Origin of the sequence: Acinetobacter brisouii CIP 110357 (genome assembly GCF_000488275.1) — a bacterium.
Taxonomy (GTDB): domain Bacteria; phylum Pseudomonadota; class Gammaproteobacteria; order Pseudomonadales; family Moraxellaceae; genus Acinetobacter; species Acinetobacter brisouii.
Genome location: NZ_KI530762.1, coordinates 1,219,893 through 1,243,039 on the forward strand (window position 1 = coordinate 1,219,893; position 23,147 = coordinate 1,243,039).

Consider the following 23,147-nt stretch of genomic DNA (forward strand, 5'->3'; position numbering starts at 1 on the left):
CCTGAGCCTGAGCCTGAGCCTGAGCCTGAGCCTGAGCCTGAGCCTGAGCCTGAGCCTGAGCCGATTGATGAAGAACAGTCACAAGCTGATTTGCCACAAGGGTTGGTACAGTTTGATGCACTTGATGAAAGTACCTTGATCGAAGTGGATTTACCTTCCGCTCAGCAAACTGTGATTGCCGCAGATATTTATGCTGAAGATAATCTGTTTCCGTTTGAACCTGAATATGTTGAGCCAACACCACAGTTGGCTGTAGAACAACAATCCGTTTTTCCAGATCAACATGAGGCATTGAGCTTATTTACAGAGTCTGCTCCCGAAGCAGTTATGCCTATTGAGCAGTTGACCGTGAGTGAGCCACCTGTTGCACAAAACCTGATGCCACAAGACATCTTAAAGTTGCCTAAGCAGCAACTTGAAGGGGAATGGACAGTTGAAAAATGGGAATACTGGTTTAGAAATAGTGCGTTATCACCTGCGGTGCAGGAACTGGCACAATATGGCTTAATGTATGGTCAGATTGATGGTGTGAGTACCTTTCATATTCCACAGCAATATGAGCAGCTTTTAACCCAGCAACAGCACAATTTAGAGCAGGCATTGAAAGAGCAGTGGGCAAATACCCGCTTTTCAGTCCAGTATGGTGACGTTACAGAGGTAACGCCTTATGCCATGCAGCATCTGCGCCGTGAAAAAGCACAGCAGCGAGCTGCTGAACTCATCCATCAGGATCAGGTGGTTCAGCAACTGTTACGTACTTTCGATGGGGATATTCAACAGATTGAACTCAAGCATGAATAATCTTGTTGGGTTTTAACATCATGAGATACAGCATTGTTGATTTTTTTACAAGAAATAGCATTTGTTTAAATAAAGTCTATTAAGCTGTATTTCATCGTGGAAATGAAAAGAATACAATTGATATTTAAGCCATTATTGAGGTCAGACATGTCTTCGCAACAACCTTATAAGGTTTTGTGTGTGTGCTTGGGAAATATTTGTCGTTCTCCCACTGCCGAAGCTGTATTGCGACATTTTTGCCAACAGCATCAATTGAATGTACATGTCGATTCTGCTGGAACAGCAGCCTATCATATTGGTGAAGCGCCTGATTCACGCAGCCAGCAACATGCACGTCAGCGCGGTTATGATTTGTCAGTGTTACGTGCGCGACAGTTATCTCTCAACGATTTTCTGGATTTTGATTTAATTCTGGCGATGGATGAACAAAATCTAAAAAATATTCAGAAAATTGAATACCACGCCCAACAGCAATTCGTTCAGCTTCGTGCTCAGGTTTGTATGATGACTGAACATGCAACCGAGTTGCAGCGTCAAGCCATTGCCGATCCATATTATGGTGGTGCAAAAGGGTTTGAACGGGTGCTCGATCAGTGTGAAATTGCCAGTCAGGCATGGGTCAATGTATTTAAGTCTTCACAAAAACAATAAGGTTCTGTGTCAGTGATTCAAATTCAACAAGCGTTTCAACTACAAGCATTCAATACATTGCATTTACAGGCAGTTGCTTCGCATTATGTCAAAGTTGCTTCTGTGGAGGCGTTGCAAGAAGCTTTGGACTATGCCAGTGCGCAGCAGTTAAATGTGCTGATTTTGTCTGGCGGTAGTAATATTTTATTGCCCGAATATGTACATGCCTTGATTATTCATATGGATATTCAGGGAATAGAAGTGCTTGCAGAGACAGATTCGCATGTTTCTGTACATGTCGGCGCAGGGCAAAACTGGCATGAGTTTGTATTGTATAGCACAGCGCATCACTGGTTTGGCTTACAAAACCTAGCCCTGATTCCTGGGTTGGTTGGTGCATGTCCCGTACAGAATATTGGCGCGTATGGCGTTGAGGTTGGGGAATTTATTGAGCAGGTACATGTCTATGACCGTGAGTTGCAACAGTTAACGCAACTTGCTGCCGAGCAATGTCATTTTTCTTATCGCCATAGTATTTTTAAAGAGCACCCAAACCGTTATGTGATTGTCGGTGTGACATTTAAGCTGCGTAAAACACCAGATTTACAGTTGGCATATGGTGATTTACGTCAGGCAGTTGGCGAGGAACAAACCGCAGAAAATCTGCAAAAACAGGTCATTGCCATTCGTCAAAGCAAGTTACCCGATCCTGCGGAATTTCCAAATGTCGGAAGCTTTTTTAAAAATCCGCTCATTTCACAAGCGCAATATCAGCAACTTGCTCAGTTATACCCTAACTTGCCTCATTATCCGCAAAAAAATGGTGCAGTCAAAATTGCAGCAGGCTGGCTGATTGATCAGGCAGGCTGGAAAGGTAAGCGTTTGGGCGCTGTTGGTATGTTTGCCCGTCAGGCACTGGTTTTGGTCAATTATGAATCGGCTAACTTGACTGACGTACAACAGACTTATCGTGCTGTTCAGGCAGCAGTCCAACAAAAATTTAATATTGTTCTTGAGCCAGAGCCTGTATTGTTTAATGAATCTGGTTTAATTCAATCGCATGTGAGCGTGTAGCGATGACTGATAAACAACATTGGATGATCAGCTTTGTGCGAATGGCTGCTGTGCTATTCGCTTTGCTGGCATGTCTGACAGTGTTGATATATACCCCATTTTATTCCAAATTTATTGTTTTCCTGTTGAATCGGTTTACCCCTGTTGAAGTTAATACTGTAGCAGCGCGCAGTCAGCAAATGGCGGCTTTAAGTGAGCATGATGATTTAGAACCTGGTTCTGACTTATGGGTGGCTCGACAAGCATATTTAAAAGTCATGCAAGAGGCTGCACGGCGGCAAGATGCGGCAAGCCTGAATTTGATTCAGGCACGCTATGATCTATTGCAGTCAGAGATTAAGCATAATCAGGAACACGAAGACAGTTTGCAGTCTGACCAGCAGATTGAGCAGGTCATCAAACATAAAAAACATGAGTTACGTGAGGAGCTTGAGGCGGATAATACAAAGCTTGCCAGTGAAATAGCGAGTTTGGATATGCCTGATAATTTGGCACTCATGGACAAATATATTCATTTTTTAAAAACTTTTCCTGTCAATACCAGTGTGAGCCAAGCTGTAAATCAACAGATGTATAGTGAATTACAACAGGAAAATAACAGTCAGTCTCGCCGTATCGATACAACGCGACCTTCAGCAATTGTTGTTTTGGGTGGGGGTCTGACTTTATCAAAAAACCGTAAGAATATTGTGGTGAATGATTATACGCGGTTGCGTTTAGAAACAACCTTGGCATTAGAAAAACAAAACAATTTACCGATTGTATTGAGTGGTGTAGAAGCACCGTATATGCAAAGCTGGCTCAACCAGCATGGTGTTTCTGCGAAATTGTTAGAAAATCGTAGTATGAATACCTGCGAAAACACTCGGTTTAGTTCACTATTATTACAAAAGAAAGGCGGAGCACCCAAAGTGATGCTAGTCACTGATGAATATCATATGCCGCGAACCCGGCGTTTATTTGCCATGAATGGGATTGCGACGATTCCAGTCAATGCACCCATGCCGATGCCACTAACCATGTGGAAACCATCGGTACAAAACTATGACCATAGCCGCCGTGCCAACTATGAATTACTTGCTACCATTCGTGATGCACTGTTTGGTGTGAGTGATTGTCGGGAGGTGCCTTAAATGGCTGATATTCCATTCTTAACGCCATCAATTTTAAAACAGCTCAAACTGCCTGTGCCGAGTCGTGAAGTCACATCCAGCTTATTGCCTGCACTCAATTTAAACCGCCCTTATGAGCCTTCGGATGATTTGCTGGCTTATCAGAAACTGTATGGTCTAGACCAACTACAATGTAATCACTGGCAGGGGTATATTGAAATGCCTTTGTTTAAATTACATACTCAGGTTTTTGAGCCCCAAATAACACCTGTGCGCGGTACGGTATTTTTGCTACATGGTTATTTGGAACATAGTGGAATTTATCAGCCGATTATTCAGGAAATTTTATCGCAAGGCTTTAGTGTTCTGGTGTTCGATTTACCTGGTCATGGCTTAAGTAGTGGTTCACCTGCCAGTATTCAAAATTTTGACCATTATCAGGATGTACTTAGCGCTGTTTATCATTATGTAAAAAATGCTGATCAACTTCCGAAACCATGGTTGGGTATTGGGCAAAGTACGGGCGGTGCAATTTTTATGCATCACTTACTGGTATATGCTGAGCAGCGCAAAAACCCATTTGTTGATCGAGTTCTGTTGCTGTCGCCATTGGTTCGACCTGCTAAAACGGCATGGTGGCATAACCCTGTTGGGCTAGGGATTATTCGTCGTGTGCGCCGTCAAGTGCCGCGCCATTTTCGCCGCAATAACCATAACCCTGAATTTTTGCGTTTTATCCGTTTAACTGACCCATTGCAACCACGCATCATGGGGATGGACTGGATTTTGGCCATGTCGAAATGGATGCAGGAAATGGAGGATCGCCCAGCTTGTCGTATTCCTGTATGGCTGGCACAAGGTGCGCTCGATCAGACCGTAGACTGGAAATACAATATTGAATTTGTTCGTAAAAAATTCCGCCTACAGACTTTATTGATGCTTGAAGAAGGTTCGCATCAATTAATCAATGAGCGTGCTGATATTCGTGCTGCACTCACAGGTCTAATTCCTGCATTTTTACATGCCAGTCATAGCCAACTTTACTTTGAATAATCAAAAGTGATTAATATTGATAAGATGCTGAGTCCTAAAAGGATTCGGCATTTTTTATCAAGGAACCAACATTCTGTCATGAGATAGCTTCTTAAAATTAAAAGGCGAAAGAAGGAGCTGCTGAGTCAATATATTAAATTTCTTTCATAAATCCTTTTTATTTCTCTTGCGCTGTATTGGAATATATTCCAATTTCGCTCAGGGAGGAAAATAAAGAGGGTGTAGACAATTATGAAAAAATCTATTGTGTTTTTATATTTCTATTTATGTTAATGTTTTGTAACCAATAATAACACTATATATTCATTGACTTATGCGAAATTTATTTTTAATTGTCGGCGTGATTTTTGCGATTTTTTATGGATTAAATCGTTTTTCACAATCAAAATCAGATCAAATACCTCAAAATAATCCGATTGCACAACGTGAGCAAAAGCTCGGTCAGTTGGTGCTGTTACAACCATTGAAGCAGCATGATGCTAAGTCTTATGAAGAAGCCTTACAAATTGCTAATTCGGCACAGCCAAATGAAGTTGATACGGCGGTAGCGAGTTCATTGTGGTGGTCATTACGCCGTGTGATTGAGCAACAGGCAGATGATCAGGGGCAATATCTTTGGGCACAAGCTTATGTACAACAATTATATGATGCACGACAAGCAGATCGTTGCTTTGCGATCTCATTTCCTTTGTATAGTAAAAATACACCGCAGCAATTACGTGAATTTCTTGCACAATCAACCCAAAAGCAGTCTGCTGATGCTTTGACTTATATATTGACTCATTCAGGGTCACGGTCTGTGGTTGAGCGTATGCAAGTTCCAGCTGCATGGATGGGTATTGCTCAGCATTTGCGTCAAGAATATGGTGCAGACGCAGACATGATTAATCAGGGTGAAGTGGCTACAGATAAACGCAAGCAATGTGATGTGGTAATTCGAGCCTTTGAATATAGCTTGTCTCTACCCGAACAAGACCGTGGCAAAGTACTACGCTGGTTGTTGGGTGGGCATATTAGTGTGGCTGTATTTTGATTGAACGATGAAAAAATAGAGTAACAACATGAATCTTAATATTATAAAAATACCAGTCTGCTTATGGTTATGCATGATTTTTTCTGTATTGCTTTCGGGATGTGTGCGAGTCGATCATGAGCCACATGCTGGAGAATATGGTCAGACTTTAGTGAATTCCATTCAGTTGACATCTGAACAGATTGCAGCCATTAACCGTAGTGAAATGCCCCGAATACAAGATGCATTTAAACGCCCAAATATTGCAATTGACTTCCCAACCAGTCAAGAAAACCCTTATCGTTTTGTCATTGTGGTGAAAGGACACGCATTGCAACAAGGCAAAGTGAATATGCGTTGGCTTGGCGGAATTCGCCCAAGTGAAAGTGCACAATACCATCCTCAAGTATTTGGTGATGAAGATGACCATCGTTATAAGAGCAATGAGCCAGTATTGCTGGTGATCAGTTCAGATCCATTTTCGATTGCTAAAGAAAATTTCAATGTACATTATACAGCGCTGGCAGAACTGACAGAACGTGAAAATTTGGTAGTAGACTCTATACAACTACAAGTCTGGCAGGGTAAAGGTTCACAATATTCATGGGTACGCTATGCAGGATTTTTTGTAGTGTTAATGATGGCATTATTACCGATCTACCGCATACTCAATCGCTAATTGATTTAGTGTGACCTAAAGTAAACTTAGGTCACACGGTTGACTTATTCAGCGTCTTCGTCAGGTGGCAGTAGCATCAAAATTGAATCATTTAGCAATTGTGCTAAATCCACCAAAATTTCTTCGGAAGCAAATTTCTGATTTAATTCAAAACATTGACCATCGGCAATTGCTACAAGCATTTCAGCAAATTCAGGTGAGATGCACAGTGCTTCACCATTACCCCAAAACAGTGTTTCATCGTCCTGTTGTTTGTAGAGTAAGCGTGAAGCAGGTTCGAGCTGTAATAAATAGCCTTGATCAAGCACAGCTTCTAAATCAGCCACTTCAATTTCATCAGGTTCAGGCACGTTGTCTGGGTACTTCGGCTCACTCATCAGCGACATAATCGCAGCATCGAGCAGAGGCGAATCTTGTAATTGGGCGAGAACTTGCTGTTTAAGGTAGCTGAGTTCTTCTGCATCAATTTGACCGACTCGGTGAGGAAGTGTGCGCTGAATATCTGGCAATGGATTTTTGAGTCGTGCATTGTCGGCAAACTGGTCACTGACGCGATCCATCATGTTGGCGACATTTGGCATACGGAAACCAAATGAGAAGGTTAGACAGTCATCTTCTGCGACACCGTAGTGTGACAAACCTGGTGGCACATACAACAAGTCACCCGGGGCAAGCACTTCATCAAAATTGATGTCCATATCTGGCAACAGTTTCAGCGGTTGATTGGGTACAAAAGCCGTGTCTGCATCGCACATTTGTCCAAGCTGCCAGCGGCGATGACCATAACCTTGTACCAAGAACACATCATAGAAGTCGAAGTGTTTGCCGACTGAACCGCCTTTGGGTGCATAAGACACCATAATGTCATCGCGACGCCACTGTGGAATAAAGCTGAACTGTTGCCAAAGTCCCGCCAAATCCATTGAATAGTGGTCAACGGCCTGAACCAGCAGCGTCCATAATTTTGGCATTTTCTGGAAATCGCTTTTGGCTAAAGGTGAGGATTTCACCGACCACTGGTTTGGATCACGGTCTTTTTGCTTAATCAAACGTGCGCTGACATTGTCTTCGAGTGCCAGTTCCAAAACATCATCTGGTTCTAAAATGTTGGCAATTTCAGGTAATGCACGACGAACTAGCAGTGGTTTTTTCTGCCAGTATTCATTGAGAAATTGTTCTGCGGTAATACCGCCTAAAATGGTTAAAGGTTGAGACATGCGAGTACCTTTAAAAATTAAGGAATTTGAATATTGAGTTGGCGCAGTAGTTTACACAGTTGAATCATTGGCAGCCCCATCAAAGTGGTTTGATCCTGTCCAGTCATGCTGGAAAATAGGCTAATTCCTAGACTTTCACATTTGAAACTGCCCGCGCAGTGTAATGGTTGATCTTTTTCAATATAGCGCTGAATTTCGTTGAGGCTGAGTTCTCGGAACTGAACTTGGTAGCGCTCAACCAAAGTCTGTTCAAAGCCTGAAGCCAGATGTTGCACGCTTAAACCCGTACTAAAGTAAACTGTCTTACCTGAGTTAAGTTGTAACTGCTGAGTGGCATTTTCAACAGTCAACGGTTTCCCAATAAAGTCTTGCGGTGCAGTTTCACGCCATGCCACCTGATCTGAGCCAATCACAATCGCGTCAGGGTATTGTCCAGCAATTACACGAGCCTTTTCAAAAGCCAGACGTTTTGCCAGATCATCAGCGTGTGTTTCTTGCTGACTCGATTCGTCAATATCAGGAGCAATGGCGAGATACTCCAAGCCTAACCGATCCATCAATGCTTTTCGGGTCTGACTGCTTGATGCCAAGATAATCTGAGGTTGTTTCATTAGAAGGCAAAGTCCATCAGTATGTCGAGAGGAACATAACTCAGCACAGATTGATGGCAAGCCTGTAGTTTGAGTTGGGGTGCATGACCTGCTTCATAGGCTTCCACCCAGCGGGTGACACAGATACACCAAAAATCACCAGGCTTAAGTCCAGGAAAACCAATTTCGGGCAGTGGTGTAATCAGATCATTGCCAATTTTTTGTGAAAAATTCAGAAAGTCCGCGCTCATTTTAGCGCATACCGTATGTTGCCCTAAGTCAGTCGTTGCCGTATGGCAAAAACCATTGCGAAAATAGCCCGTAATTGGGTCAAAACAGCAACTTGCCAGTGCATCACCAAAGACATTCAGGCGGTTGATTTTTGGATCTGGATGAATAGACATACATGTTAATTTTTTTTAAAGATGCTTTATCATAATCAAAACCACATATTTCTACAGCTTTTCTACTAAAGAAGCTAATTTTTTTTTGCATAATCATTTAAAATGGCGCGATTTTTAATTTCCACAAACGCAAAAGAGAGCATTCCATGAATTTTCAGCGCATGACAGACCTTGATTTAACGGAGAAACGCGTCCTTATTCGTGAAGATTTAAACGTGCCTGTAAAAAATGGTGTGATTACCAGTGATGCACGTTTGCGTGCTGCACTTCCAACAATTAAAGCTGCACTTGAAAAAGGTGCTGCGGTCATGGTGTGTTCACACCTCGGTCGACCAGTGGAAGGCGAGCCAAAACCTGAACAATCTTTAGCGCCTGTTGCAGCATATTTAACTGAAGCACTCGGTCAAAATGTACAACTGATCACTGAATACCTAGATGGCGTTGAAGTTCAAGCAGGTCAGGTGGTATTGCTTGAAAACGTTCGTTTTAATCACGGCGAAAAGAAAAATAACCCTGAACTTGCACAAAAATATGCTGCACTTTGTGATGTATTTGTGATGGATGCTTTTGGTACAGCACACCGCGCAGAAGCGTCAACTGAAGGCGTGGCACGTTTTGCTCCTGTTGCTGCTGCAGGTCCTTTACTTGCTGCTGAACTTGATGCTTTGGGTCGCGCTTTACAGACTCCTGCGAAACCGATGGTGGCAATTGTTGCGGGCTCTAAAGTATCGACTAAGCTCGATGTATTGACTTCACTTTCAACCATCTGTGATCAGTTGATCGTTGGTGGTGGTATTGCCAATACCTTCCTTGCAGCGGCAGGCTTCAATGTAGGTAAATCATTGTACGAAGCAGACTTAATTGACACTGCAAAAGCCATTGCTGCAAAAGTATCTGTACCTTTGCCAACTGACGTTGTGGTTGCTGATGCGACTCAAATTAACTTTGAAGACTTCTTGGGTTCTTTAGCCAATACGCCTGCGGTTGTGAAAAAAGTTGAAGATGTTACTGAAAACGATATGATTTTGGATGTTGGGCCAGAAACAGCAGCAACTTTTGCAACATTATTGAAACAATCCAAAACTATTTTATGGAATGGACCTGTCGGGGTGTTTGAAGTCGATCAATTTGGCGAAGGTACAAAAGCGCTATCATTGGCGATTGCGGAAAGTGAAGGCTTCTCAATTGCGGGTGGTGGTGACACATTGGCTGCGATCGATAAATATAACGTTGCATCTCAAATCAGTTATATTTCAACAGGTGGTGGTGCGTTCTTAGAATTTGTAGAAGGTAAAACTTTGCCAGCAGTTGCAGTCTTGCTTGAGCGTGCCTAAGCCTATTAGGAGCGTTTTATGAAAAAACAACTGATCATTGCATTGGTGTGTCTTGCATCACTTGCGTTCACTGCATGTTCAAAAAAGTCAGAGGAAGCCAAAACTGGGCAGGCATCTGTGATTGTATCAGAAGATGACAAACCAACGACACCTGAACAGCAAGCGCAAATCAATGCTTTAGATAAACCTGTACTGGACGAAAAAAATACAGATGTCAAAGATGCTGATGCGCCAGTTTCCGATGCAAAAGCTCAATGATTTGTTGATTTTTTAATAAAAGTCCCTGCCTATGCAGGGATTTTTTTTTAAATGATGTTTTTTGATGCTGAATTGCTATTCAGCAACATGTAGAATAAGGCCCACTACCTGGGAGGATACTATGGCACTTATTTCGTTGCGCCAGCTCTTGGATCACGCTGCAGAACATAACTACGGCGTACCAGCATTTAACGTAAACAATCTAGAACAAATGCGTGCAATTATGTTAGCTGCAGATGCAACTAACTCACCTGTTATTGTGCAAGCATCTGCGGGTGCTCGTAAATATGCAGGCGCACCATTCTTGCGTCACCTGATTTTGGCAGCAGTTGAAGAATGGCCACATATTCCAGTGGTAATGCACCAAGACCACGGGACTAGCCCTGACGTGTGCCAACGTTCAATCCAGTTGGGCTTTAGCTCAGTCATGATGGATGGTTCTTTGGGAACTGATGGTAAAACACCAACGAGCTATGACTACAACGTTGATGTAACGCGTCGTGTTGTTGCAATGGCACATGCGTGTGGCGTTTCTGTTGAAGGTGAAATCGGTTGTTTAGGTAGCCTTGAAACAGGTATGGCAGGCGAAGAAGATGGTGTGGGTGCAGAAGGCGTACTTGACCACTCTCAATTGTTAACTTCAGTTGAAGAAGCGACTCAGTTCGTTGCTGACACCAATGTTGATGCTTTGGCAATCGCAGTTGGTACTTCACACGGTGCGTACAAATTTACTCGTCCACCTACAGGTGACATTTTGGCGATTGACCGCATTAAAGAAATTCATGCGGCATTACCAAACACACATCTTGTGATGCACGGTTCAAGCTCAGTTCCTCAAGAATGGTTGAAAGTAATCAACGAATTTGGCGGTAACATTGGTGAGACTTACGGTGTGCCAGTAGAGCAGTTGGTTGAAGCAATCAAGCACGGTGTACGTAAAATCAACATCGATACCGACTTACGTTTGGCATCTACAGGTGCGATTCGCCGTTTCTTGGCAGAAAACCCTGCTGAATTTGACCCACGTAAATACTTCGCGAAAACTGTTGATGCAATGAAACAAGTGTGTATCGACCGTTATGAAGCATTTGGTACTTCGGGTAATGCTGACAAGATTCGCCCAATTTCTTTAGAGAAAATGGTTGAGCGTTATTAATTGAGTCGTTGACTTGATTCTAAAAAACCGTCTGAAAGGGCGGTTTTTTATTTTAAGGTGTACTGGCTTTAAGCAAGATACTGTATCGACACTGAAGCATGGGTCATTCAACAAAACTGATGCAAAAATTAGCACGTAAAAACTTCATGTTTCATCGGTTGATTATTCTCTATACACAGTGATTTAAAATGAAAAATCAACGATTGTAATCATGATTTTTTTATCTTGGATCATTCAGCAAACCACACCAATATTTTTCTTCCAATGTATCAAAATTCGGATGTGTATACATGAGTCTCATTTTTTTTGCTGCGCTGTGTAGCGTTGCTGTGTCTATTGTCTTGAAAAAATTTAAGCAACGAGATTACGCAGTCTTACAAATGATTGTCTGGAATTATGTCACGGCGAGTATTTTATGTTGGTTATGGTTTAAACCTGACTTTACGCATCTGAGTTTACAGGCAACACCGTGGTGGTTGATTGGCTTGTTAGGAATGTTATTGCCGACAATTTTTTTCTGTTTGGCCAAATCCTTGCAACATGCAGGCATTATCAAAACCGAAGTGGCTCAGCGTTTATCCGTGGTTCTGTCGTTAATGGCAGCCTATTTTGTTTTTCATGAGCAATTTTCTAGCCTAAAACTGCTTGGTGTGGTATTGGGTGTTGTGGCGGTGCTGAGTCTGATCGCTGCGAAAACACAGGCGATGCCACAAGAACAATCTAGCAAAGCAGGGCTGTTTCTTGCCTGTGTTTGGGCAGGTTATGCACTGGTCGATATATTATTGAAATACAATAGCAGTCTGGGACAGCAGTTTGCTTTGAGTCTCAACTTGATGTTTATGCTGGCAGGCATAACTTCAGCAGTTTTTGTGAGCTTATCTAAGCAGCAATGGCAACCGAAAAACTTCCCCGCGGGCATGTTACTTGGTGTACTGAACTTTGCCAATATTGCCTTATATGTCCAAGCCCATCAGTTACTCAAAGATGCACCTGCGGTGGTGTTTGTGGTGATGAATGTCAGTGTGGTGACATTGGGCGTACTGAGCGGTTTGCTGTACTTCAAGGAAAAGCCAAATCTAATGACTGTTGTGGGCTTGCTGTTGAGCCTCGTCGGCGTGGCGTGTTTAGCGATGAGCATGGCTTAAACGTGATTTTGGTAATTTTGCATTAAAGTCTTGCTCACTGCGATAGCCCAAAGTGAACATGACTGAACAATCATAACCCAGATTGACTAAATTAAACTCTTAGTTCAATTGCATCATCAAAACCGCCAATCGGAAAGGCTAAATTCCTCAAAATCTGCGTGGGCAAAAGCAATTCATTGAATACAATAAAGGTCTGGGTTTCCATTCAGTTAATTTTTAATGCCGAATGAATATAAGTATTTTTATAAATTTAAATTATTAAATTTATTTACTATTTTATTTATCATGCGATAAATTTTTGTTTGAAAATTCTCCAGTTTAACTATGTTTTGCTACACAGATAATGCTATTCTTTGCACCAATTATTACGTGAAATTTATTTAATTTATGTATACGGGACTAGATCAGATGATTGATAAGGATCTTGAACGTCAACGCTTAGAGCGAAAGCTAAATTTTCTGAGAAATGTGGTCATCCAGCGGGGTGATAAAATTCAATCATTAAGGGTTTTGATTAAGAAAAAAAATATCATCTTAAGCGATGAGGAACTTCTGGAAAGGGTTGAATTTTTGCAAGAGCAAGTAAAATATCAAGAGTTTTTAGAAAAAAAGCTCGTTGAAATTATTAAACTTATTCCATAAACCATATTCACATTCTTTTTGTTTTTCCTATATGGAGAAATAATAAAATGGATTAATTGCGATTTATCTATAAGGTTGAGATAAATTTTAAAAAATATAATCAGGCTAAGAATCGGTAAAGATTGTTGCATCGATGCAACAAACCGTTTTATCTATAACAGTGTAATTTTTGGATGAAAGTTTAGAATATCTCTCATATAGTTTATCACGAGACAAACAAAATGAATTTCAAAGCATTATCCCTTGGTTTAGCAGTTGCAGTTGCGAGCTCATTGACTGTAGCAGCACCTGTAGCTTATAAAATTGACCCTACACATACAGCAACAGTTTTCTCTTGGAATCACTTTGGCTTTTCTACACCAAGCGCAAACTTTTCTGCTATTCAAGGTGTGATTAATGTTGATAACGCAAAACCTGCTAATTCTTCAGTAAACGTAACTATTCCTGTAAGCAGCGTAAACACTAACGTTCCTGCTTTGGATAAAGAGTTTCAGGAAGAAGGCTGGTTTAATGCAGCAAAATATCCAAACATCACTTTTGTAAGTACAAAAGTTGAAACTAAAGATAAAAAGCACTTTAACATCACAGGTAACCTGACTGTTAAAGGCATTACTAAACCAGTGGTTTTAAAAGCTGTTTTAAACAAACAAGGCATTCACCCAATGACTAAAGCAGAAGCGGTTGGCTTTAATGCAACAACCAGCTTTAAACGTTCAGACTTTGGCATCGCGAACTATGTGCCAAACGTTGGTGATTTGATTACTGTAAATATTACAACTGAAGCACAAGCTGCTAAGTAATCGCTTAAAATACAGTGATGTCATTTAAAAAAGCCCTTGAGATAAGGGCTTTTTTATTGCTGAAAAATTTCAAACTATTTTTATATTAGAAATATTTAATACAGTCGATAGCTTCCATTCAAAACAGCTTTTATATGTTTAAATGGGTAAGATAATGTTTCAACACTTCTGCCGATTTCGACATAAGCTCTGGTGCATAACGATGATTATCTTGTCGTAACTGTGGAATATTGATATTGGCTTTGCGCAGTTCACAAGTGTGCCCGATTAACCATTTTTCCAGATCTTCTTCTGCCACTTCAATATGAAACTGAAATGCCAGAATATTTTGTCCAATCTTAAATGCTTGATTCGGATACAGTTCAGAACTTGCCAGTAATTCTGCTTGGGCAGGCAAATCAAAAGTATCACCATGCCAATGTAATACAGCAGTATTTCCAAGTGCTGCCAAAGGATTATGGCTTGCTTCGGATAGACTGAGTGAACTCCAGCCGATTTCTTTGGCGTGACCTGCATAGACTTGAGCACCTAAAGCATAGGCAATTAGTTGGGCGCCAAGACAAATTCCTAAAGTTGGTTTGTTATCGGCAAGGCGCTGTTTTAAGCCTGAAATTTCATCGACTAAAAATGGATAATCATCCTGCTCATAAACCCCGATAGGGCCACCCAAAATGATGACTAGACCATCGTAGGCAAGCGCGGCTGATAAATCATCAACTCCCGCATCAAAATAGCGGACGCGAAAACCATATTGATAAAATACGTCTTCTAGTGCGCCTAAATCTTCAAAGGCAAGATGCTGAATGGCGTAAACTGTTTTGGGTAAATTGGGATGAAGTATTGTTGTCATAATCATAAAAACAGGCGAAGTAAAATAAAAACATAAACAATCAGTGGAAAAAATCAAGTCCATCAAATGTTATTTTTAAAATGCATTTTATAGGTTATAGGAAAAGACAGGACATAAAAAAGCTGATCTAAATTAAACAATCGTGAATTGTTACATCTAGATCAGCTTGGAATAAAAAATACAGCGAATCGAGGTTCGCTGTAGAGTGTAGCAAATTTGCTACAAAAGGCTAAAACTAAATTAGAAGAAACCCATTGCCTTAGTTGAATAGCTTACCAACAAGTTTTTAGTTTGTTGATAATGGTTCAACATGTCTTTGTGGTTTTCACGTCCGATACCTGAACGTTTGTAACCGCCGAACGCTGCGTGAGCAGGGTAGATATGGTAACAGTTGGTCCATACACGACCCGCTTCAATTGCGCGACCTGCACGGTAAGACGTGTGTGCTGAACGTGACCATACACCTGCACCTAAACCATAGATAGTGTCGTTTGCAATTTTCATTGCATCGTCAAAGTCTTTGAATGTAGTTACAGACAATACAGGTCCGAAGATTTCTTCTTGGAAGATCTTCATGTTGTTTTCGCCTTTGAAGATTGTTGGCTCGATATAGAAACCACCTTCAACGTCATGGCGAGGAGAACCACCTGTCAATAATTGAGCGCCTTCGCTGCGACCTGTTTCGATGCAACCCAAGATTTTATTTTGCTGTTGAACAGAGGCTTGAGCACCGATCATGGTATCTGTGTCAAGTGGGTGACCTGTTTTGATACGTTTTACACGCTCGATTGCTTTTTCAAGGAATTTGTCAGCAATGCTTTCTTGAACAAGTGCGCGAGAAGGACAAGTACAAACTTCACCTTGGTTAAGCGCAAACATTGCAAAACCTTCAAGCGCTTTGTCTAGGTAGTCATCGTCTTGATCCATAACGTCTTCAAAGAAGATGTTTGGTGATTTACCACCAAGCTCAAGTGTTACAGGAATAATGTTTTCTGTTGCATACTGCATGATCAATTGACCAACAGCAGTTGAACCTGTAAATGCAACTTTTGCAATACGTGGGCTAGTTGCAAGTGGGCGACCTACTTCAGCACCAAAGCCGCTTACAATGTTTAAGATCCCTGGTGGGAGAAGATCTTGAATCAATTCAATGAGAACCAAAATACTTGCTGGTGTTTGCTCAGCTGGCTTCATAACGATACAGTTACCTGCAGCCAATGCTGGTGCAATTTTCCATGCCGCCATCAAGATCGGGAAGTTCCAAGGAATGATTTGACCCACAACGCCTAGTGGTTCATGGAAGTGATACGCGATGGTATCTTCATCGATTTCAGAAATGCCGCCTTCTTGTGCACGGATACAGCCTGCAAAATAACGGAAATGGTCAATTGCAAGAGGGATATCTGCAGCAAGTGTTTCACGAATTGGCTTACCATTGTCCCAAGTTTCTGCTACCGCAAGAACTTCCAGATTTTCTTCTAAACGGTCAGCAATTTTAAGTAATAAGTTAGAACGAGTTGTAGGAGATGATTTGTTCCATGAAGCTTTTGCTTTATGTGCAGCATCTAACGCAAGCTCGACATCTTCAGCACTTGAGCGTGCAACAGTTGTAAAAACTTTACCATCAACTGGAGAGCTATTTTCAAAATACACGCCTTTTACAGGTGGAACCCATTCACCACCAATAAAGTTCTCATATTGAGATTTGAATTGAACTTTTGAACCAGGTTGATTCGGATCAAGATAGCGCATGTGAAAATTCCTTTGCTTTATTTTATATCATCTAACAAAAGCATACTGCTTCTGATAAAGTACTTCTGGTACATTACGGATATAATAATAATCATAAATTAGGTTGGAAAAAGGTTGGAATTTGCCAGCTATACAAGGGATATACAAATGTTTACGAAGAAAGATTTATCGCACCACCGAGGTGCGGTAGAGCAGTTAAGGCAGAGCATCTCCTGGTCGCCTCAACAAGCTCAAGAAGTAGGTCAGAGCATTATGAGCTCCTGGCAACGAAGTATTTCTGCATGCATTCCAAAAGAGCGCATGGCTGCGCCATTGGTAGACAATACTGCATTTAAGGGCAACACCCTAGCTTCAGCGCTACAACGCTGTGAGGCTGAATTAAGGCACGTTGCACAGCAATCCTCAATGGTTCTGGCAATTGGTGACGTTGGTAGTACCATTGTCTGGACAGCCGCAAGCCGTGAAATGCAGGCTCAGGCTGAGCAGGTACATTTTGTGTCTGGTGGCAAATGGAGTGAAGATGCGGTAGGTACCAATGCCTTGGCACTGTCGCTGAAAACTCGACAATCATGCTGTGTTTTTTCCAGTGAACACTATATGGAATCGGTGCATGACTGGGTTTGTTATGCGACACCAATTGTTGATCCATATTCAAATCAGTTGCTTGGCGTAGTAGATTTATCCACCACATGGAAAAATCATAATACTTTAGGCGTACTCGCGGTTGAGCGTTGTGCTTCGATCATTCAAACCGCACTGCTCGAACAGCAAAAACAACGTTTGTATATTCGTGCTTTTTCTGTTTCGCAAGTGTTGTTTAATGGCAAAGTGTTGGTGCTGACTCCACGCCAATTCGAAATTATGACCATTTTGGCACTTTGCCCACAAGGGATGAATCTCGACAAGTTGCACAGCGCACTCTATGGCGAACGTAAGGTCAGTATGGGGACGTTAAAGGCAGAAATGTCACAGCTACGTGATTTGCTCGGTGGAATGCTAGGTTCGCGCCCATATCGCTTGTTAGCGCAAGTGGAGGCGGATTTTTTACAGGCAGAGCAAGCACTGGATGCAGGCTATCTGGAATCAGCTTTACGCTTGTATACAGGCGTCTTTTTAGCGAAAACCGAAAGTCCATTTTTATGCGCTTGGCGTGATTGTTTAGAGTCTCGTTTAAGTGATGCGATTTTTAAAGCCAAAGATACGGATACGCTACTGAAACATATTGCACATGTGCCCGATGCCATTGATGCGGTTGAGCGCCTGATCGAGTTGTTGCCAGAAACTCATCCTGCTCATCAGGTCTTAGAAAAGTATAAAGATGCGTAAGTCATATAAAACCAAATCGAAAAATTTAAACAATAAATAATAAAAACAAAAAGTTAAATAAATAACAATAATAATTTTTGCGTTGCTCAGGCATCGCATTGTCTTCTTTTGTTTTTTAAAATAAAAAAAGCCCCTCACAAAGCGAACTTTGTGAGAAGCCTATCTGGAGAAAACTTACAGCATTTAAAAGAGATTACAAAGCAGCTTTAAAAATATCTACAACTTGAGCATGTGTTGCTTTACGTGGGTTAGTTAACATACAAGCATCTTTCTGAGCGTTTTCAGCCATCACATCAAGATCTTCAGTTTTTACACCAAGCTCAGTCAAGCCTGAAGGAATACCGATAGAAGAAGACAATTCGCGAATGGCAGTGATTGCAGCATAAGCAGCTTCAGTCACAGTTAGACCATGAGTATTTACACCCATCAAGTGCGCAATACGTGCATAACGGTCAGGACAAGCAATCAGGTTAAACTCACAAACGTGTGGTAGAAGTACCGCATTACATACACCGTGTGGCAAGTTATAGAAACCGCCTAACTGGTGAGCCATTGCATGTACATAACCTAAAGATGCATTGTTGAATGCCATACCTGCAAGGTACTGTGCATAGCTCATTGCATCACGCGCTTCAAGGTTTTGACCATTGGCAACCGCAGGGCGTAACCATTCACTGATCATGGTAATGGCTTTTTCAGCACATGCATCTGTAATTGGGTTTGCAGCAGTAGAAACATAAGCTTCAACAGCATGCGTCAAGGCATCCATACCTGTTGCAGCAGTCAAGCTTGCTGGCTTAGCAATCATGAGTTTAGGATCGTCGATTGCAATCAGTGGAGTACAACGCCAGTCTACAATTGCCATTTTAACGTGAGTATCAGTGTTGGTAATGATACAGAAACGAGTCATTTCTGAAGCAGTACCTGCAGTTGTGTTGACTGCGATTAACGGTGTCATTGGAACTGTACTTTTGTCAATGCCTTCGTAATCACGAATATGACCGCCACCTGCAGTAACAAGGCCAATACCTTTTGCACAGTCATGTGAAGAACCGCCACCGAGTGAAACGATAAAATCACAACCATTGTCAACGTATTCTTTTACACCATTGTGTACGTTAATGTCGGTTGGGTTTGGCTCTGCGCCTGGGAAAATATGGCTCTCTACACCAGCATCTGTTAAGTATTGAGCAATTGTGTCTGCTACACCAAACTTAAATAAACCTTGGTCAGTAACAATCAGTGCTTTTTTTGCACCTAGATTTTGCGCTTTAGTTCCGATTTCTTTTGCACAACCTGGTCCAAATAAAGACACGCAAGGGATGTAAAAACCGTTAGTTTGGTCAGCAATATTTTTAAAAGCCATGGAGCGATTCCTTCTTCCATTATTCCATTGTGTTCTTTTGTAGGCGATTAACTTCACCATGTCGCTAGTATTGTTAGCTGCTCTAAAATTTCCTACCTACCAAATACCTACCAACATTTTATTTGGTAGGTTGTCTAATTATATCTTTAATTTTGAATGATTTTATTTTTATTTGTTGCAAAAATCTGAGTAAAAAACTCAGATTTTTACTGGATTTATAAAGTAAAAAAATAACACTTCAAACAGGAAATTTCCCTTATGTTTAGAAACTGGTTAAGCTATGCAAGATTGTTGAGATTTTGATGGGCTTATGAAACAAGAGACAGCGCTGAAACTTTTAAAAGCAGGCGAAAATGTTTTTTTAACGGGTTCGGCTGGTGCAGGTAAAACTTATACACTTAATCAATATATTCAATATCTTAAAATAAGAAAAGTACCTGTTGCGATTACTGCATCGACAGGTATTGCAGCAACACATATGAACGGTATGACCATCCATACTTGGGCGGGTATTGGGATTAAAGATACGCTGAGCGATGATGACCTAAAGCGTATGAAAGAGCGTAAATATCTCAAAGAGCATCTGGAAAATACACAGGTGCTCATTATTGATGAAATTTCGATGCTACATGCCAAACAGTTAAATTTGGTCAATCAGGTTTTAAAATATTTTAAAGAAAGTGACGAAGCATTTGGTGGCATACAGGTCGTGGTTGCGGGAGATTTTTTCCAGTTGCCACCTGTCAGTAAAAATGAAGAACGTAACCGTGATAAATTCTGTTTTATGTCAGAGGCTTGGGTTGAAGCAAAATTTCGGGTTTGTTATTTGACCGAGCAGCATCGCCAAGATGATGAAACTTTAAACCAGATTTTAAATGCGATTCGGGCACAGGATTTACAGCATAATCATATACAAGCCTTGACCAGTGTACGCCAGCAAGATATTGGCGAAACCTTTACTCGTTTGTACACGCATAATCTGGATGTTGATAACTTGAACTTTCAACATTTAAATGCGATTGATGGCGAAAGCCACCAGTTTAATGCGGTGTTGGATGGTAATGAAAAGCTGCTGGAAACTTTAAAATCTTCTGTGCGTGCTCCAGAAGAACTGACCTTGAAAAAACATGCCAAGGTCATGTTTGTTAAAAATAATTTTGACATGGGATATATCAATGGCAGCTTGGGTGAAGTCATTGGTTTTGAAGAAGATGATGAACATGGCTTATTGCCCAAAGTTCAACTGAGCGATGGTTCGGTGCTTTTGGTCGAACCAGAAACTTGGTCAGTTGAAAATGATGCAGGTAAGGCGATTGCCAGTTTTCAGCAAATTCCACTGCGTTTGGCATGGGCAATTACCATTCACAAAAGTCAGGGCATGACCTTGGAAGCTGCGGAAATTAACCTGAGCCATACCTTTGAGAAAGGTCAGGGTTATGTGGCACTGTCCCGTTTAAAATCTTTAGAAGGGTTACGTTTGACTGGATTTAACGATCAGGCATTGGAGCTAGACAGTTTAGCCATAAAAGCTGATCGCCGTTTTCAGGAACTTTCGGAAGAAGCTGAGCAGCATTTTGCCAATATTGATTTGACTGCCCAACATCAAACATTTATCCGCCACTGTGGTGGGACGCTCAACGCCAGTGAAATTGCACGAAATGAACGCAAGTTCGCCAAAAATGCCGATAAAAATAGTTATGCAAGCAGTACTCTGGATGAAACCAAAGAGCTGTTTGAAAATGGCTATGAAATTATGGATATTGCACAGGAACGTGGCTTGACACCTGCCACGATTATTAACCACTTGGCAAGATTACATAAAGAACAGGGGCTTGATATTTCTGTGGCACATCCTGGAGATGAAGTGGTTGAGCAAGTTCGCAAGATTTATAAGCGCTTGAAAAAAGGACAACGTTCTGAAAACTTTAATGAAGATGGTTCGATTAAGTTGCGTCCAATTGTTGAAGCAACCCAACCGAAAATGGGCTATGATCAAGTAAGATTAGCCTTACTCTTTATCGAATAAAAAGGACAAGCGTATGCCACATTTAGTGATTGGATATTCACGTAACATTCATAACTTGAGTCAGGAAAAACTCCTTAAACATGTAAATCATCAACTGATCGCAACAGGGTTATTTCAAGCGAAAGACCTTAAATCACGTATTCATAAAGACGAAGTGTTTGTGATCGGGGACAATGATGATACTCAAGGTTATATTCATGCACAATTATCGGTGTTAAGTGGGCGAACAGAGGAACAAAAGCAGCAACTGAGTCAGATTTTGCTACAGGCTTTATTGAGTTTTAAAGATTATGAAGCCTATACACTGTCAGTGCAGGTGTGTGCAGAAATCTTGGAAATGCCACAAAATCAGTATGCGAAACAAAGTATTCAATATTAACCAATAGGGTGGAGGGCAGTCTCCACCCTTTATTTTTTAGTCTTTATACAATCCTAAACGTAGCCCTAACATAATAAAAATACTGCCGCTCAAATAACGAAATATATGTTGTCCACGTCCTGAAGTTTTTAATTTTTTCAGAATCAAATCTGCACAAAACACACAAACTACATCTGCTGAACTAAAAGCCAAATTGACGATTGTGCCAAGGATCAAAAACTGTAACCAAATCGGAAATGTGGCTTGAGCATCAATGAATTGAGGTAAAAAAGCGAGATAGAAAATAGCAGTTTTGGGGTTAAGGATTTCAACCCAAATACTTTCAGAAAAGGCACGTTGTTGCTGATGGTTCTGTAAATCTGAAGACGGTTTTGAGTTACGGGCAATCAGCAGTTTTAACCCAAGCCAAATGAGCCAAAGAGCACCACAGATTTTGACCAGTGTATAGGCGACGGGAATAGCATGAAATAAAATTGTCAAACCTGTTGCAGCAATAACGATATGAGCATATCCCCCAAAATGAATCCCTAAAGATGCCATGAGCCCTGCCTTGCGTCCGCGAGCAAGAGTTTGTGCTGCGGTATATAGCATGGCAGGGCCTGGTAGATAGGCAAAAATTAAGGTGGTGAGCAGAAATGTACTGAGTAATTGGAATGAGGGCATGTTATTGTTCCTGTTATTTTTGCCCAAATTCTACACATAAATGTTTGGTTTTCTAGCCCAGCAACTCAATATCTGCATATTGCACGATTTTCTCGGCATTCAAACTGAACAATTCATCCATAAATGCCACGGAAAACTGTCCAATCAGTGGTGCGCGTTCAGCTGCTAGTTGTCCTGCAATCGCAAAATGTACATGTGCTGTAACGCACGCAAGCATTGGTGAGGTCACAGAACAATAAGCCGCGATCAATGCACCTAAAGCGCAACCTGTTGCCGTCACTTTAGGTTGTAGTGCTGAACCACCATTGATTTTAATCACTTGACGGATTTCATCACTCAAAATGTAGTCACTTGCCCCCGAGATTGCAACACAGTCACAATGCTGCAATAAATTCTGTGCCTGTGCATAAACAGCATCACTGCTGAGCGTGCTATCTACACCTTTGGATGAACTTTGATTTCCTGCCAAAGTGCTGATTTCAGAAGCATTACCACGAATAACTGTCGGGTGATATTGCAGTAGAACATCAACCATGTCACTACGCCATTTTAAAACTGAGCTATAGCCGACAGGGTCAAGTACCCACGGTTTTTGATATTGCTGAGCGGTTTGTGCCGAAATTTGCATGGCTTGCATTTGTTGTTCAGTCGGTGTGCCCAAATTAATACTAAGCGCTGAACTAATGTGGGTAAAACTTTGTGCTTCAAACGGGTTATCAATCATGGCAGGCGATGCGCCGCAAGCGAGCAAGACATTTGCAGCATAGTTGCTGGCAACCTGATTGGTTATACATTGTACCAGTGGCGTATTTGCCTGTAATTTTTGCCAAGCTTCAATCACTTGTTCAATCAAAAATGAACGTTCAAGCATAAAAATG

Annotated in this window: 24 protein-coding genes; 16 read left to right on the top strand and 8 right to left on the bottom strand. The window is 41.4% G+C overall.

All coding sequences use genetic code 11. From position 1 onward, the window contains the following. The 7 genes from P255_RS05725 to P255_RS05755 all read left to right on the top strand — a co-directional run. The coding region (locus P255_RS05725) for a DNA polymerase III subunit gamma/tau C-terminal domain-containing protein (protein WP_023274448.1) at positions 1-801 on the top strand (801 nt) is incomplete at its 5' end. Positions 802-948: 147 nt separating this feature from the next. Further along, positions 949-1,452 carry a low molecular weight protein-tyrosine-phosphatase gene (locus P255_RS05730; protein ID WP_004901404.1) on the top strand — a complete coding sequence of 168 codons (504 nt, stop codon included), beginning with the start codon at positions 949-951 and terminating at the stop codon, positions 1,450-1,452. 15 nt (positions 1,453-1,467) lie between these two features. Further along, positions 1,468-2,505, top strand: coding sequence for a UDP-N-acetylmuramate dehydrogenase (murB, locus tag P255_RS05735; protein ID WP_212749317.1), 1,038 nt, complete (start codon positions 1,468-1,470; stop codon positions 2,503-2,505). A gap of 2 nt (positions 2,506-2,507) precedes the next feature. Next, positions 2,508-3,638 (top strand): YdcF family protein, encoded by a 1,131-nt coding sequence (locus P255_RS05740; RefSeq protein ID WP_004901409.1) that lies wholly within the window; start codon positions 2,508-2,510, stop codon positions 3,636-3,638. Then, the gene (locus P255_RS05745; protein ID WP_004901411.1) at positions 3,639-4,670 is read left to right on the top strand and encodes an alpha/beta hydrolase; all 1,032 of its coding nucleotides are present in this window, start codon (positions 3,639-3,641) and stop codon (positions 4,668-4,670) included. 313 nt (positions 4,671-4,983) lie between these two features. Beyond that, positions 4,984-5,703: a hypothetical protein gene (locus tag P255_RS05750; RefSeq protein WP_004901414.1), complete on the top strand. Its 720-nt coding sequence runs from the start codon at positions 4,984-4,986 to the stop codon at positions 5,701-5,703. Between the two features lie 28 nt (positions 5,704-5,731). After that, positions 5,732-6,361, top strand: a complete 630-nt coding sequence (locus tag P255_RS05755) for a hypothetical protein (RefSeq protein ID WP_004901417.1) — start codon at positions 5,732-5,734, stop codon at positions 6,359-6,361. A 44-nt stretch (positions 6,362-6,405) separates the two neighbouring features. On the opposite strand, the gene P255_RS05760 is transcribed toward P255_RS05755, so the two are convergent. Genes P255_RS05760 through P255_RS05770 form a run of 3 tightly spaced genes read right to left on the bottom strand, consistent with a single transcriptional unit; the run spans position 6,406 to position 8,572 of the window. Next, the gene (locus tag P255_RS05760; protein ID WP_004901420.1) at positions 6,406-7,578 is read right to left on the bottom strand and encodes a ribosomal protein uL16 3-hydroxylase; all 1,173 of its coding nucleotides are present in this window, start codon (positions 7,576-7,578) and stop codon (positions 6,406-6,408) included. Positions 7,579-7,595: 17 nt separating this feature from the next. Beyond that, entirely contained in the window at positions 7,596-8,189 is a 594-nt protein-coding gene (locus P255_RS05765) for a Maf family protein (protein ID WP_004901422.1), read from the bottom strand. Beyond that, on the bottom strand, positions 8,189-8,572 hold the full coding sequence (locus P255_RS05770; RefSeq protein WP_004901424.1) for a DUF2237 family protein: 384 nt from the start codon (positions 8,570-8,572) through the stop codon (positions 8,189-8,191). The genes P255_RS05765 and P255_RS05770 overlap by 1 nt, the downstream gene beginning before the upstream one ends. Positions 8,573-8,718: 146 nt before the next feature. Between P255_RS05770 and P255_RS05775 the strand changes: the two genes are divergently transcribed. The 6 genes from P255_RS05775 to P255_RS05800 all read left to right on the top strand — a co-directional run bounded on the left by P255_RS05775 (position 8,719) and on the right by P255_RS05800 (position 13,907). After that, entirely contained in the window at positions 8,719-9,906 is a 1,188-nt protein-coding gene (locus P255_RS05775; RefSeq protein ID WP_004901425.1) for a phosphoglycerate kinase, read from the top strand. A gap of 18 nt (positions 9,907-9,924) precedes the next feature. Continuing rightward, positions 9,925-10,164, top strand: a complete 240-nt coding sequence (locus P255_RS05780; protein ID WP_004901428.1) for a hypothetical protein — start codon at positions 9,925-9,927, stop codon at positions 10,162-10,164. A gap of 121 nt (positions 10,165-10,285) precedes the next feature. Continuing rightward, positions 10,286-11,320, top strand: coding sequence for a class II fructose-bisphosphate aldolase (fba, locus tag P255_RS05785; protein ID WP_004752357.1), 1,035 nt, complete (start codon positions 10,286-10,288; stop codon positions 11,318-11,320). A 290-nt stretch (positions 11,321-11,610) separates the two neighbouring features. After that, a complete protein-coding gene (locus P255_RS05790) occupies positions 11,611-12,465 on the top strand; it encodes an EamA family transporter (protein WP_004901433.1) in 855 nt (284 codons plus the stop codon). Positions 12,466-12,873: 408 nt separating this feature from the next. Beyond that, complete coding sequence (locus P255_RS05795) at positions 12,874-13,107, top strand: hypothetical protein (RefSeq protein WP_004901434.1); 234 nt, start codon at positions 12,874-12,876, stop codon at positions 13,105-13,107. A gap of 221 nt (positions 13,108-13,328) precedes the next feature. Next, positions 13,329-13,907: a YceI family protein gene (locus P255_RS05800; RefSeq protein WP_004901436.1), complete on the top strand. Its 579-nt coding sequence runs from the start codon at positions 13,329-13,331 to the stop codon at positions 13,905-13,907. A gap of 130 nt (positions 13,908-14,037) precedes the next feature. Here P255_RS05800 and P255_RS05805 read toward each other — a convergent pair whose 3' ends face one another. Both P255_RS05805 and exaC read right to left on the bottom strand, forming a co-directional pair. Further along, positions 14,038-14,763, bottom strand: a complete 726-nt coding sequence (locus P255_RS05805; RefSeq protein ID WP_004901439.1) for a glutamine amidotransferase — start codon at positions 14,761-14,763, stop codon at positions 14,038-14,040. A 234-nt stretch (positions 14,764-14,997) separates the two neighbouring features. After that, positions 14,998-16,509 carry an acetaldehyde dehydrogenase ExaC gene (gene exaC / locus P255_RS05810; RefSeq protein ID WP_004901443.1) on the bottom strand — a complete coding sequence of 504 codons (1,512 nt, stop codon included), beginning with the start codon at positions 16,507-16,509 and terminating at the stop codon, positions 14,998-15,000. Positions 16,510-16,656: 147 nt separating this feature from the next. Here exaC and P255_RS05815 point away from each other — a divergent pair, with 147 nt between their 5' ends. Beyond that, positions 16,657-17,835, top strand: coding sequence for a helix-turn-helix domain-containing protein (locus tag P255_RS05815; RefSeq protein WP_004901446.1), 1,179 nt, complete (start codon positions 16,657-16,659; stop codon positions 17,833-17,835). Between the two features lie 193 nt (positions 17,836-18,028). On the opposite strand, the gene mdh is transcribed toward P255_RS05815, so the two are convergent. Further along, a complete protein-coding gene (gene mdh, locus P255_RS05820; RefSeq protein WP_004901449.1) occupies positions 18,029-19,201 on the bottom strand; it encodes an iron-dependent methanol dehydrogenase in 1,173 nt (390 codons plus the stop codon). Between the two features lie 310 nt (positions 19,202-19,511). Between mdh and P255_RS05825 the strand changes: the two genes are divergently transcribed. Continuing rightward, entirely contained in the window at positions 19,512-21,227 is a 1,716-nt protein-coding gene (locus P255_RS05825; protein ID WP_004901453.1) for an AAA family ATPase, read from the top strand. 13 nt (positions 21,228-21,240) lie between these two features. After that, positions 21,241-21,606, top strand: a complete 366-nt coding sequence (locus P255_RS05830) for a 5-carboxymethyl-2-hydroxymuconate Delta-isomerase (RefSeq protein ID WP_004751980.1) — start codon at positions 21,241-21,243, stop codon at positions 21,604-21,606. A 36-nt stretch (positions 21,607-21,642) separates the two neighbouring features. On the opposite strand, the gene P255_RS05835 is transcribed toward P255_RS05830, so the two are convergent. Continuing rightward, a complete protein-coding gene (locus tag P255_RS05835) occupies positions 21,643-22,269 on the bottom strand; it encodes a LysE family translocator (RefSeq protein WP_004901455.1) in 627 nt (208 codons plus the stop codon). Between the two features lie 52 nt (positions 22,270-22,321). Continuing rightward, positions 22,322-23,140 carry a hydroxyethylthiazole kinase gene (thiM, locus tag P255_RS05840; RefSeq protein ID WP_004901458.1) on the bottom strand — a complete coding sequence of 273 codons (819 nt, stop codon included), beginning with the start codon at positions 23,138-23,140 and terminating at the stop codon, positions 22,322-22,324. Positions 23,141-23,147 lie beyond the last annotated feature (7 nt).

Excerpts from the sequence above, each read along its gene's own strand:
- P255_RS05835 (WP_004901455.1), bottom strand. The coding sequence starts at position 22,269 with ATGCCCTCATTCCAATTACTCAGTACATTTCTGCTCACCACCTTAATT.
- P255_RS05800 (WP_004901436.1), top strand. The coding sequence starts at position 13,329 with ATGAATTTCAAAGCATTATCCCTTGGTTTAGCAGTTGCAGTTGCGAGC.
- P255_RS05825 (WP_004901453.1), top strand. The coding sequence starts at position 19,512 with ATGAAACAAGAGACAGCGCTGAAACTTTTAAAAGCAGGCGAAAATGTT.
- exaC (WP_004901443.1), bottom strand. The coding sequence starts at position 16,509 with ATGCGCTATCTTGATCCGAATCAACCTGGTTCAAAAGTTCAATTCAAA.
- P255_RS05770 (WP_004901424.1), bottom strand. The coding sequence starts at position 8,572 with ATGTCTATTCATCCAGATCCAAAAATCAACCGCCTGAATGTCTTTGGT.
- P255_RS05780 (WP_004901428.1), top strand. The coding sequence starts at position 9,925 with ATGAAAAAACAACTGATCATTGCATTGGTGTGTCTTGCATCACTTGCG.
- P255_RS05790 (WP_004901433.1), top strand. The coding sequence starts at position 11,611 with ATGAGTCTCATTTTTTTTGCTGCGCTGTGTAGCGTTGCTGTGTCTATT.
- P255_RS05830 (WP_004751980.1), top strand. The coding sequence starts at position 21,241 with ATGCCACATTTAGTGATTGGATATTCACGTAACATTCATAACTTGAGT.
- P255_RS05795 (WP_004901434.1), top strand. The coding sequence starts at position 12,874 with ATGATTGATAAGGATCTTGAACGTCAACGCTTAGAGCGAAAGCTAAAT.
- P255_RS05730 (WP_004901404.1), top strand. The coding sequence starts at position 949 with ATGTCTTCGCAACAACCTTATAAGGTTTTGTGTGTGTGCTTGGGAAAT.
- P255_RS05755 (WP_004901417.1), top strand. The coding sequence starts at position 5,732 with ATGAATCTTAATATTATAAAAATACCAGTCTGCTTATGGTTATGCATG.
- mdh (WP_004901449.1), bottom strand. The coding sequence starts at position 19,201 with ATGGCTTTTAAAAATATTGCTGACCAAACTAACGGTTTTTACATCCCT.
- P255_RS05745 (WP_004901411.1), top strand. The coding sequence starts at position 3,639 with ATGGCTGATATTCCATTCTTAACGCCATCAATTTTAAAACAGCTCAAA.
- P255_RS05815 (WP_004901446.1), top strand. The coding sequence starts at position 16,657 with ATGTTTACGAAGAAAGATTTATCGCACCACCGAGGTGCGGTAGAGCAG.
- P255_RS05750 (WP_004901414.1), top strand. The coding sequence starts at position 4,984 with ATGCGAAATTTATTTTTAATTGTCGGCGTGATTTTTGCGATTTTTTAT.
- P255_RS05760 (WP_004901420.1), bottom strand. The coding sequence starts at position 7,578 with ATGTCTCAACCTTTAACCATTTTAGGCGGTATTACCGCAGAACAATTT.
- fba (WP_004752357.1), top strand. The coding sequence starts at position 10,286 with ATGGCACTTATTTCGTTGCGCCAGCTCTTGGATCACGCTGCAGAACAT.
- P255_RS05805 (WP_004901439.1), bottom strand. The coding sequence starts at position 14,763 with ATGATTATGACAACAATACTTCATCCCAATTTACCCAAAACAGTTTAC.
- P255_RS05765 (WP_004901422.1), bottom strand. The coding sequence starts at position 8,189 with ATGAAACAACCTCAGATTATCTTGGCATCAAGCAGTCAGACCCGAAAA.
- thiM (WP_004901458.1), bottom strand. The coding sequence starts at position 23,140 with ATGCTTGAACGTTCATTTTTGATTGAACAAGTGATTGAAGCTTGGCAA.
- P255_RS05740 (WP_004901409.1), top strand. The coding sequence starts at position 2,508 with ATGACTGATAAACAACATTGGATGATCAGCTTTGTGCGAATGGCTGCT.
- P255_RS05775 (WP_004901425.1), top strand. The coding sequence starts at position 8,719 with ATGAATTTTCAGCGCATGACAGACCTTGATTTAACGGAGAAACGCGTC.